At 61.8% G+C, this 11,169-nt stretch carries 7 protein-coding genes; 2 read left to right on the top strand and 5 right to left on the bottom strand.

Features of this window, described 5'->3' with window-relative positions:
* Positions 1-42 precede the first annotated feature (42 nt).
* From EOE18_RS16275 to EOE18_RS16295, 5 genes are all read right to left on the bottom strand, one after another.
* Positions 43-1,275 carry a PepSY-associated TM helix domain-containing protein gene (locus EOE18_RS16275; RefSeq protein ID WP_127711474.1) on the bottom strand — a complete coding sequence of 411 codons (1,233 nt, stop codon included), beginning with the start codon at positions 1,273-1,275 and terminating at the stop codon, positions 43-45.
* Positions 1,276-1,277: 2 nt separating this feature from the next.
* Positions 1,278-3,398: a TonB-dependent siderophore receptor gene (locus EOE18_RS16280; protein WP_127711476.1), complete on the bottom strand. Its 2,121-nt coding sequence runs from the start codon at positions 3,396-3,398 to the stop codon at positions 1,278-1,280.
* Positions 3,399-3,524: 126 nt separating this feature from the next.
* On the bottom strand, positions 3,525-4,877 hold the full coding sequence (locus EOE18_RS16285; protein ID WP_127711478.1) for an efflux transporter outer membrane subunit: 1,353 nt from the start codon (positions 4,875-4,877) through the stop codon (positions 3,525-3,527).
* Positions 4,870-8,004 carry a multidrug efflux RND transporter permease subunit gene (locus tag EOE18_RS16290; RefSeq protein WP_281278050.1) on the bottom strand — a complete coding sequence of 1,045 codons (3,135 nt, stop codon included), beginning with the start codon at positions 8,002-8,004 and terminating at the stop codon, positions 4,870-4,872. Before EOE18_RS16290 ends, EOE18_RS16285 begins: the two co-directional genes overlap by 8 nt.
* Before the next feature lie 14 nt (positions 8,005-8,018).
* Positions 8,019-9,161, bottom strand: coding sequence for an efflux RND transporter periplasmic adaptor subunit (locus EOE18_RS16295; protein ID WP_127711480.1), 1,143 nt, complete (start codon positions 9,159-9,161; stop codon positions 8,019-8,021).
* 98 nt (positions 9,162-9,259) lie between these two features.
* On the opposite strand from EOE18_RS16295, the gene EOE18_RS16300 reads away from it, so the two are divergent.
* Both EOE18_RS16300 and EOE18_RS16305 read left to right on the top strand, forming a co-directional pair.
* Positions 9,260-9,937 carry a response regulator gene (locus EOE18_RS16300; protein WP_127711482.1) on the top strand — a complete coding sequence of 226 codons (678 nt, stop codon included), beginning with the start codon at positions 9,260-9,262 and terminating at the stop codon, positions 9,935-9,937.
* Positions 9,934-10,992: an ATP-binding protein gene (locus EOE18_RS16305; RefSeq protein ID WP_127711484.1), complete on the top strand. Its 1,059-nt coding sequence runs from the start codon at positions 9,934-9,936 to the stop codon at positions 10,990-10,992. The genes EOE18_RS16300 and EOE18_RS16305 overlap by 4 nt, the downstream gene beginning before the upstream one ends.
* Positions 10,993-11,169 lie beyond the last annotated feature (177 nt).

Raw genomic sequence — 11,169 nt, forward strand, 5'->3', positions numbered from 1 at the left:
CATGGCGCTGGAGCGTGGGGAAGGCAAGCGGGAGCAGGCGTGTTACCCCTTGGTCAGGCGTGACAATCTTGCGCTGCGCTTTTTCATCCAGATGACCACGCCGGTTATGCATAGCATCGTGACAATGGCGCCCAGCAGGCTGGTGCCCATGCGCCAGAGCATCCCGCCGACATGGGCGGTGTGGATCGCTTCGATCCAAGTCGTAAACGTGTTGGCGCCTGTCTGTCCGGTGGGGAATTGAACCGCGCGCAGGCGGCCAGTGTCGCTGTCAAAGGCGACAAAACTGCCTTCGCCATGTTTGGAAATATCCGCGCTGGAGGTGAAGCCATAGAGATAGGTGCCGGTTGTCGGGATGTACCAGAGATAGCTTTCCCCCCAATCGGCCATGGCAAGACCTGCCTTGGCGGTTTCTGCCTCGGCCAGCCATTTGCCGCGTTTCAGTGCTGGTTCAAAGGCCAGCTTGGGAAGGTTGCGCGGGCTGGGCAAGGTGGCGCCTTCATAGAGCGCGCGATGGTCCCTTCCGCCCAAGGCCTGCAGGATGGGGGCATAGACTTGCGGCAGGTTGAAAGACAGGCTGGACAAGGCAAAGACCAGCAGCAGCGGCCAGACCCACAGGCCGCCTGCACGATGCAGGTCGAAATTGAGCTTGTAGCTCCACAGCTTCTGGCCCGATTTGCGCGGGCGCAGGGTCCATGCCTTGCGCCATGTTGCCCAACGCAACGGGCCAGCTGGCAGGGTGAGGTAAAAGCCGACAAAGCAATCCACCACCCAGACCAGCGCCGCCAGCCCGAAAGCCAGCGTTCCATAGGGGCCCAGCGCCAGACTGTAATGCAGGCGATAGACAAAGGGCATCAGGTTCTTCAACCCCTGCCCGATATTGCCCCATTGGCGCCGCCCCAATTCCTTGCCCGTATAGGGATCGAGGAAGAGATCATCCCAGTCGGGCGCCTGGATACCCGCAGGCCAAGTCAGATAGAGGCGCAAAGAGCGCCCCTCTTCGATATGGAGCGGCAGATAATCGATGCGGGCAAGCGGATAGCGGGCGAGCACCTGTTCCCGCAATGCCAGCGTGGACAGCGGTCTGGCTCCGGCATGGGGCGGTGGCGCGAGCTGGAGTTGCGGCGCTGCGGCCACCTCCAGCTCGTCGATCCATGCCAGAAAAATGCCGGTAAACCCCGCCACTGCCAGAAACAGCGCCAGTGTCAGTCCGGCCCAGCGATGGGCCACGACCCAGAATTGGCGGGTGATCCGCCAGTTCCCCGCCTGCCATGCCATGATCAAAAGGCCACTTGCACCGAGGCCATCACGCTGCGCGGGGCGGCGTAAAAGCCCTGACCCCATTTCAGGCTGCCCAGATAATGGACATTGCCCGCATTGCGCAGGTTCACGCTGGCCCGCACATGGGGCGCCACTTGGGCGCTGGCCATCAGGTCCAGCACGCCATAGGCCTTTTGGGTGATCGTCACCGGTTCGCTCACCACGCCGTAATAGACCACGCTGCTGTCGGTGGTGCGGATGGCGTTCTGCCACCGCCATTGCGCGCCCAGTTTCAGGTCGTTCAGGGCCGGTATGGCATAGGTGCTGGCCAGTTTGAGCGATTTGGTGGGTAGATAGGTGCGGGTGGGATTGCCGTTCTGGTCCTTCACCTCAAGGCCGGTATAGCCGCCGCTGATCGACCATTGGGGGGTGATCTGGCCGGTGATTTCCAGTTCAAAGCCGCGCGCGGTGGTGTCGACGCCGCGATAATAGCTGGTGCCTACGCGGCCTGCCTCACCCACGCCAAACACACCCGCCGCCTCGGCCAGACCGGTTTGACGCGCGCGGAAAATCGCGGCGCTGGCAAAGAGGCGCTTGTCGAACCATTCGCTTTTGATCCCGCCTTCGATGCTGGTGCCCTTGGCGGGTGCAAGGCGGGTGTTGGTGAGATCCACTTCCTTTTGCGGATTATAGATGTCGGTATAGCTGGCATAGAAAGAGACCTGCTTGCTGGCGTCAAACACCAGACCGGCATAGGGGCTGAGCGCGGAATTGCGGCGGGTCTGGTCGACATCATAGGATGTGCCGGAGGAGCGCAGCCAAATGGCGCTGGCGCCAAAGACGCCCTTCAACCGATCGGTGAAATTGGCGTGAAACGCGCCATAGACGCGGGTCAATTGGTCGCGGCTGTCTTCGGATTGCACTTCGGCGGCATAGCTGCCTTCGGCGGGATAGATGCCATTGATCGCCCAATCGGTGACCGAGGCATAGGAGGGATAAGAAAGGGTGGATTGCGAAAATTCCTGCCCATGCATCGAACCATGCGACAGGCCGAGCGAGATCTGGTGTTCACGGCCGAGCAGATGGACCGGACCCGATGCCTGCCCGTCAAACAGATGCTGTTCATAGGGCGAGCGATAGATCCCCGGCCATGCCGCATTGCCAAGACCGGTCGTGGCATCGGCATAACCATAGCCATACAGCAATTTGGCCAGCGAATTACGCTTATTATAGGTATAACGGCCGCGCGCCTGCCACCCATTTTGGCCTTTCCACTCAAGTTCGCCAAAAGCGGTCTGGTCGGTCACATTCCAGAAGGTCCAAGGCGCCGATGTGCTGGCTGAGACGGGATAGGAGACGCGCGTGCCATTGGTGTAGATCAGCGGCAAGGAGCCCCACAAGACGCCGCGCGCGTCATTGTCCTGATAGGTATAGCCAGCGTTGAGTGAGAGTTGGGGCGTGATTTCGTAAGCGGCCAGAACGCCCAGAACATTGCGGTTCACATGGTTATAGCGCAAATAGGAATCGCGCTGGTCATGGGCATAGATCAAGCGGAGTGACAGTTTGCCATCCTTGGTGACGGCGCCCGACACATCGCCATCCACGCGCCATTGGTTCCAGCTGCCGATTTGGGCATTGGCTTTGAGGTGGAAGTCTTTGGTTGGACGCTTGCGCACATAATTGATGGTCGCCGAAGGATTGCCCACGCCTGTCATCAAGGCATTGGCGCCGCGAATGGCCTCCACCTTCTCGTAAAGGGCGGTGTCGGTCTCGCCATAGGCGATGCCCCAACGCAGGGGCAGGCCGATGCCATCGATCTGGAAATTGGTTACATCAAAGCCGCGCGAGGTATATTCGGTGCGATCGGTTTCCACCCGTTCGACATTGATGCCCAAGGCCTGCGCCAGCAAGTCATTCACATTGTTGAGAGCAAAATCCTCGATCCGCTGCCGGTCCAGCACAGTGACCGATTGCGGCGTTTCGCGCAGCGTCAGCGCAAGGCCCGTGACAGAGGGCGTCTCTCGTTGGGCTGTGCCGGTGACAACGATTGTGTCGCGGCCTGCTTCCTCGTCTTCTGCCGCCAGTGACGGGCTGGCGAAAGTGCAAAGGGAGGTGGCGCAAAGCAACAGGGGGATACGCATTAGGAACCTTTCCGAGAACAGATTGGTGCCCGGTTAATGCGAATCAAATGCATTAGCAAGAATTATGTGGCCCCGCGCCACCATCAGCCTGTGACGGTGACGCGGGGAAGAAGGCGATATCCCCGCCTAATTATGACCCAAGGCGCGATAGAGCCTGATCATGCCCAGTAAGGCAGCAGCCCTTGCGGACAGGAGGGACTGCCGTGCCGAATAGGCGCTGCGCTGCGCATCCAGCAGTTCCAAGCGGCTGTCGACACCGGCCTGATAGCGCAGTTTCGACAGGCCCACGCGCCGATCCGCAACCTCTGCGGCTGCGGCTTGCGCGGCCAGTTGGGGGCCGTAGGTTTGCTGGGCGGAAATGCCGTCGGCCACTTCGGCAAAGGCGGTCTGGATGGCCTTTTCATAGGTGGCAACAGCGATGTCCTGCTGCGCTTTGGCCTGCCGCAAATTGCCTTTCAGGTTGGTGGCGGGGAACAAAGGCAGCGCGACGGCTGGCACATAGTTCCACGCCTTGTTTCCCCCGGAAAACAAATTGGACAAAGCGGGGCTGACGACACCCAGCGCGCCCGTCAACGACAGGCGAGGAAAAAACGCTGCGCGAGCGGCACTTACATCGGCTTGGGCTGCGCGCAAATTATACTCCGCCTGCACAATATCGGGCCGGTTGGTCAGCAATTCCGAAGGCAGGCCCGCCGCCAAATGGTCGGGCAAGGAGGATGCCATCAACCCCACGGCCTCCGGCAAATCCGCAGGCAAAGGCGCGCCAATGGCCAGCGACAGGGCGTGCGTCGCTTGTTCCTCCTCGCGCTGGCGCTGGGCCAGATCGGCCTCGGCTTGGCGCACCAGCCCCTCGGCTTGTGCCAGATCGCGGCCGCTGGACTGACCCGCGTCATGCAGGCGGCGGGTCAGGTCGAGCGAGACGCGCCAATCAGCCAGCGTCGAGGCGGTCAATTGCCGCTGCTCCTGCGCCAGCCTTTGCGCCACATAGGCCTCGGCCACCGCGCCGATCACGGTCAATTCGCTTGCCCGCCGTCCCGCCTCGCTGGCCAGATAGCGGTCAAAAGCGGCGCGGGTCTGGGCGCGCAAGCGACCAAAGAGATCAAGCTCGAAACTGGTCAAGGAAACCTGTCCGGTGAATTGATCGTATCGAAATCCACCAAATCCACCACCTGCGGTCTGGGCGCTGGTGAAATTGCCCTGTGCCTCCACCGTTGGCAATTGCGCCCCTCTGGCGATGGATAAAGCCGCTCGCGCCGCCTGTGCATTGAGCAGTGCAATGCGCAAATCCCTGTTTTCATTCAGGGCCAGCGCGATCAAACGCTGCAAACGCGCATCGCCAAAGAAATCGCGCCAAGCTAGAGGCGCCAAAGGCTCGGTAACGGCATAAGCCGCCGGTATGGGCGCCACAGGCAGCGGCGCAGGGGCGGCCACCGCCTGTGCAGACAGGGGCAACAGCGCCAAAATCATTGCCTTACGCATCGGCTTGCTCCTGCTTTTTCTTTTTGCGCAAACCACCAAAACCCAATCTCTCGCTGATCCCCAAGGCCACCACAAAGAACACCGGCACAAAGAACACCGCCAGCACCGTGCCCGAAATCATGCCGCCAAACACGCCGGTGCCAATCGCGGCCTGCGTCTCGGCGCTGGCGCCAGAGGCCAACATCAGCGGCACCACGCCCAGCGTGAAAGCCAGCGAGGTCATTACGATCGGGCGCAGGCGCACCTTGGCCGCCGCCATGGCGCTTTCCACCAGACCCATGCCTGCCGCGCGATAATGGCGGGCAAATTCCACGATCAGGATCGCATTCTTTGCTGAAAGGCCGATGATGGTGATCAGGCCCACTTTAAAGAACACGTCATTGGCCATGCCCCGTGCCTCGACCGCCACCACCGCGCCGATCAGCCCCAGCGGCACCACCAGCATCACCGCCAGCGGAATGGCGAAACTGTCATACATGGCCGCCAGCACCAGAAACACGGCCAGCATCGAAAGGGCCAGCAACATGGGCGCCTGTGCCCCCGATTGCTGTTCCTGATAGGAGAGGCCGGTCCATTCCACCGCGAAACCGGGAGGCAATTGCTGGGCCAATTGCTGCATTTCGGCCATGGCATCGCCGCTGGACACGCCCGGCGCGGCCATGCCCGACAGGCGCAGCGCAGGATAGCCATTGTAACGCACCAGTTGCAGCGGCGTTTGCTGCCAATCGGCACGCACCACTTCGGACAAGGGCACCATCGAACCGGTATTGTTCCGCAGGTTCAAGCGCATCATATCGGACAGGTTCATGCGATAGGGCGCATCGGCCTGCACGATCACCTGCTGCATCCGCCCCTGATTGGGGAAGTCGCCCACATAGGCAGAACCCATCGCCGCCGATAGAGTATCGCTGATCCGGTCAAACGGCACGCCCAAGGCTTCGGCCTTCTGACGGTCGATGGTCAGGTGAATGCTGGTCCCCGCAGGCAAACCATCGGGATAGACGCCCATCACCTTCTTGCTTTGTGCGGCAAGGCCCAGCAACTGGTTCTGCGCCGCGACCAGGGCATCATGCCCACGGCCCGCGCGGTCCTCCAACCGCATGGCAAAGCCGGAGGAATTGCCCAGTTCGTCAATCGCGGGGGGGACAAGGCTCATGATGATGCCTTCCTTGATGACCGACATGGCGGCGGCGGTGCGGGCCACCTCGTCCTTCAATGTCGCCGAACCACGCTCCTCCCAATCCTTCAGGATGGTAAAGGCAATGGCGGCATTGGGGCCAGCACCGGAAAAGCCGAAGCCAAGGATCGCCTCATTGCCCTTGATCGCAGGGCGGGTGGCAAGATGGCGCTCCAGTGTCATCACCGCTTCACGTGTGCGTTCGGCGGTGGCATCGGCGGGAAGCTGGAAGGCGGTCATGTAATAACCCTGATCTTCCTCGGGCAGAAAGGCCGTGGGCAGGCGCCAGAAGGCAAATCCCAGCAGCGCGACCACTACCCCCAAGGCCACCATCGCCCGCCCGCTGCGCCGGATGACGCGCGCGACCCAGCCCGAATAGCCATGGGTCAGGCGTTCAAACAGGCGGTCAAATGCGGCAAAGAAGCGGGGCTTGGCCACATGGCCATGCACAGGCTTCAACACCGTGGCACAAAGCGCAGGGGTCAACGAAAGTGCCAGCACGGCCGAGATCAGGATGCTGACCGCCATGGACATAGCAAATTGACGATAGATCACCCCCACCGATCCGCTGGCAAAGGCCATGGGGATGAATACTGAAACCAGCACCAGCGTAATGCCGATAACCGCACCCGTAATCTCGCCCATCGCCTTTTGCGTGGCTTCACGCGGGGAGAGGCCCTGCTCGGCCATGATCCGCTCGACATTTTCCACCACCACAATCGCGTCATCGACGATGATGCCAATGGCCAGCACCATGCCGAACATGGTCAGCACATTGAGCGAATAGGCGGTGAGCGCCATCACCGCCACCGTGCCCAGCAAGGCAATGGGCGCGACCACGGCAGGCACCAGCGTATAGCGCATATTCTGCAAGAACAGATACATGACAAGGAAGACCAGCACCATGGCCTCGGCCAGCGTATGCAGCACTTTCTCGATAGAGATGCGCACGAAGGGGGCAGTGTCAAAAGGCACGGTCCATTCCATGCCCTTGGGCATGGCGCGGGCGATTTCCTGCATCCGCGCCCGCACCGCATCGGAGACTTGTACCGCATTGGCGCCCGGTGCCAGCTGGATCGCGGCCGAGGCGCCCGCGCGGCCGTTCTCGCGGGTGGACATCATGTAGTTCTGCTGGCCGATTTCCACGCGGGCCACATCGCCCAAGGTCACCGTGCCGCCATTGCTATTGGCCTTCAGAACGATGCGTTCAAATTCCTGCGGGCTGGTCAATTGCCCGCTGGCTGTCAACGGCACCAGCACGCGCTGCCCCTTCAAGGCCGGTTCCGCGCCCAAAGTGCCCGGCGCGATCTGGATATTCTGCGCGGCAATGGCCGTGGTGACATCCGCCATGGCCAGATCATAGGCAATCAGCTTGGCCGGATCGACCCAGACCCGCATCGCCTTTTCCGCAGAGAAGCTCTGTACGCGGCCAACGCCGGGGATGCGCTTCAATTCATTGACGATATTGCGCGCCAGATAGTCGCCCAGAGCGGCTTCGTCATAACGGCCATCGGGCGAATTGAGGCCCACCAGCATCAAAAAGCCATTATTGGCCACTTCCACCGCCAGACCATATTGCCGCACGGTTTGCGGCAGGCGCGGTTCGATCAGCTTCAGCCGGTTTTGCACGTCAACCAGCGCCAGCTCCGGATTGGTGCCGGGCTGGAAAGTCGCGGTGATGGTGGCCGAACCGGAGGTGTCGGCGCTGGATTCAAAATAGAGCAGCCTTTTCGCGCCCGACAATTCCCGCTCGATCAGCGCCACCACCCCATCATTCATGGTCTGGGGCGTGGCGCCCGGATAGGTGGCGGTGATCGTCACTGAGGGCGGGGCGACGGAAGGGAAGCGTGCCACGGGAATCGATGGCAAGGCGATCAGGCCCGCCAGCGCGATGGCGATCGCCACCACCCAGGCAAAGACGGGGCGTTTGATGAAGAATTGGGGGATCATTGCGCTGCGTCCCCTTAATGCGCGGCGGGCGCGGTGGGGGCAGGCGCTTTCCACGGCAAAGCCTTGACCGGCGCACCGGGCAGCACGCGGTCCATGCCCACCACCACCACTTGTTCACCGGCCTTCAGCCCTTTGGTGATGATGATCGCGCCATCCACCACATCGCCGGCCTCGACCTGACGTTCCTCCAGCCCGCGCCCGTTCCAGATATGGATCACAGCGCGGCCTGCGGCATCATGGCCCACTGCCTGTTGCGGCACGGTAATGGCATGGGGCATATGCAAACGCGGCAGGCGGGCGCGCACAAACATGCCGGGCAGCAGGCGGTTGCCCGGATTGTCCACCAGCACACGCACCACAGCATTGCCGGTGCCCGGATCCACGGTCACATCGGAAAACAGCAGTCGCCCTTTCACCGGATGGGGCTGGCCCGAAGCCGAGATGATCTCCACCGGAGCAGCGCCTGCTCCGGCGCCTTCGGCCACAGCGGCGCGCAACGCATCAAGGCGCGCGGCGGGTTGGCGCACATCGACATAGACCTTGTCGATCTGCTGCACGGTGGCCATGGGATTGGCGTCTGTCGTGCCCACCAAGGCGCCCTCGGTCACGCTGGCGGCGCCAATCTGGCCGGAAATGGGCGAGGTCACGCGGGCAAAGCCCAGATCGAGGCGGCGGCGGTCCAGCGCGGCGCGGGCCTGCGCCACATCGGCGGCGGCCTGATCGCGGGCGACCGTGGCATCGTCATAGGTCTGGCGGCTGATCGCATCTGCGCCCACCAGCGGCTTTAACCGGTCGGCCTGTGTGGCGGCACGGGCATAGGTTGCCTGCGCGCGGGCCAGAGTGGCCGAGGCGCTGGCGGCATCGGCGCGGAAAGGGGCGGGGTTGATCTGGAACAGGGGCTGGCCAGCGGTCACCATCGCGCCTTCGGTAAACAGACGGCTTTGGACGATGCCGCCGACCTGAGGCCGGATTTCCGCCGTGCGGAAGGCCACCACGCGACCTGGTAATTCATCGGCCAGCGCGACGGATTGGTCCTGTGCAGCCGTGATCAACACTTCTGCCGGTGGCGGGCCCATGGGCGGGGCATCGCCATTGCAGGCCGCCAAGGCCAAAGAGAGCAGGGGAAGGGCAAGTTGAAGGGGATTGTATCGCATCATGCCTCTATGAACCTTGATGATGGCTTCTTTGTGGAGGTTTCGTGGAGATTGTGTGGAGCCATCTGGCCGCAAGATCATGAGCGGTGATACAAGGGCGCATGACTGCCCTTGCCCTGATCGCCGAAGATGACCACGATATTGCCGATATCCTGCGCGCCTATCTGGAGCGGGAGGGTTTTCGTACTGTCCATGCCGCCGATGGCCGGGTGGCGCTGGATCTGCATCGCGCCTTGCGGCCGGACATTGTCTTGCTGGACGTGGGCATGCCGCAATTGGATGGCTGGGAAGTGTTGACCCAGATCCGGCGCGAGGCCGAGACGCCAGTCATCATGATCACCGCGCTGGATCAGGATATCGACAAATTGCAGGCCTTGCGCATTGGCGCGGATGATTATGTGGTCAAGCCTTTCAATCCGGTGGAAGTGGTGGCGCGGCTGCGCGCCATTTTGCGCCGGGCAGGGGCCGCAGGTGGTCCGGCCATGTTGCGGGTGGGCGATCTGGAGATCGATACCGAAAGCCACATCGCGCGGGTGTCGGGACGCGAGGTGGCGCTGACGCTGACCGAGTTTCGTCTGCTGGTGCATATGGCGCGCAATCCTTCGCGCGTGTTCACCCGCGGCGAGTTGGTGGATGCCTGCCTGCCCGGATCGGACGCTTTGGACCGCACGGTGGACAGCCATATCAGCAAATTGCGCCGCAAGTTGGAGGAGGCGGGGTTGAACGCCATGCCGACGGGCGTGCGCGGTGTGGGCTATCGTTTGGGGGCGGGGGCGTGAAGATCCGCTTTGATCTTTCACGCCATTTGACCTTGGCCATGGCGGCGGTGGCCATCAGCACGGTGCTGATTTCCTTTGTGGTCTTTTACGGCGTCTATACCGTGGCGGTGTGGTGTGCGCCGCAATTGTTCCCGCCCGGCTTTTCCGCTTTGCCCAGCGGTTGGGATCTGGCGATTATGGGCGTGGTGACCATCATGGGCGTGGGGCTGGGGGCGCTGATTGCCGCCAGAATCGCGCGGTGTATTGTGGAACCTATGCACGCGGTGGGCGGGGCTGCCCGCAAGATTGCAGATGGGGATCTGTCGGCCCGTGCGGCTTCCAAGGTGAAGGCACCGGGGGAAACCGCCATGTTGTTGGAAGATTTCAACACGATGGCGGGGCGTTTGGAAAAGGCCGCGCATGATGCGGTGAGTTGGAATGCGCAGATTGCCCATGAGTTGCGCACGCCGCTCACCATCTTGAAGGGGCGCTTGCAGGGCGTTTCCGACGGCGTTTTCATCATGGATGATGCCTTGTTGCGGGGATTGTTGACGCAGGTCGATGGTTTGGCGCGATTGGTCGAGGATCTGCGCTGCGTTAGTCTGGCCGACATTGGCAGGCTGGAACTGCGTCTGGCCGATGTGGATATTTATGCCGAATTGCAGGACTGGGTGGTGATGATGCAGCCCAGTGTGGAGCGTTTCGGTTTCTCGCTGGTGCTGGAAGGCGCGCCTTTGCGAGTGCGGGTGGATATGGAGCGGTTACGGCAGGCTTTATTGGCCCTGGTGGATAATGCGCTTCATTACGCGATGCCCTGCTTGTTGCGGTTGCGGATAGTATCCGTCGGGGCGGGGTTTGCGATCCATCTTGCGGACGAAGGGCCAGGTGTGCCCGAAGATCAGCGCGCCGATCTTTTCCGCGTGTTTACGCGTGGCGATACGGCGCGCGAGGCGCATCGGACTGGATCGGGATTGGGCTTGGCAGTGGTCCAGGCTATCGCGCAGGCACATGGCGGTCGGGCGGAATATAAAAGCATTTCAGGAGTATCGGAATTTGTGATCTGTTGTGCCGGCTGAGGGGTTTGGGCAAAAACTTATCAACAGGCATCCTTTTTGCGAGGAATGGAGTTGACCGAATCGATGTAGGTGCTTAGAGGCGCCGGACCGGATCGGTGGCTTTGACAGCTGCATGGGATGGTTACAGGCATAGTTGGTTGATATGCAGCTCTTGATCGAAGGATCAGGGGTGTATGT

It is taken from the genome of Novosphingobium umbonatum, assembly GCF_004005905.1.
Taxonomy (GTDB): Bacteria; Pseudomonadota; Alphaproteobacteria; order Sphingomonadales; family Sphingomonadaceae; genus Novosphingobium; species Novosphingobium umbonatum.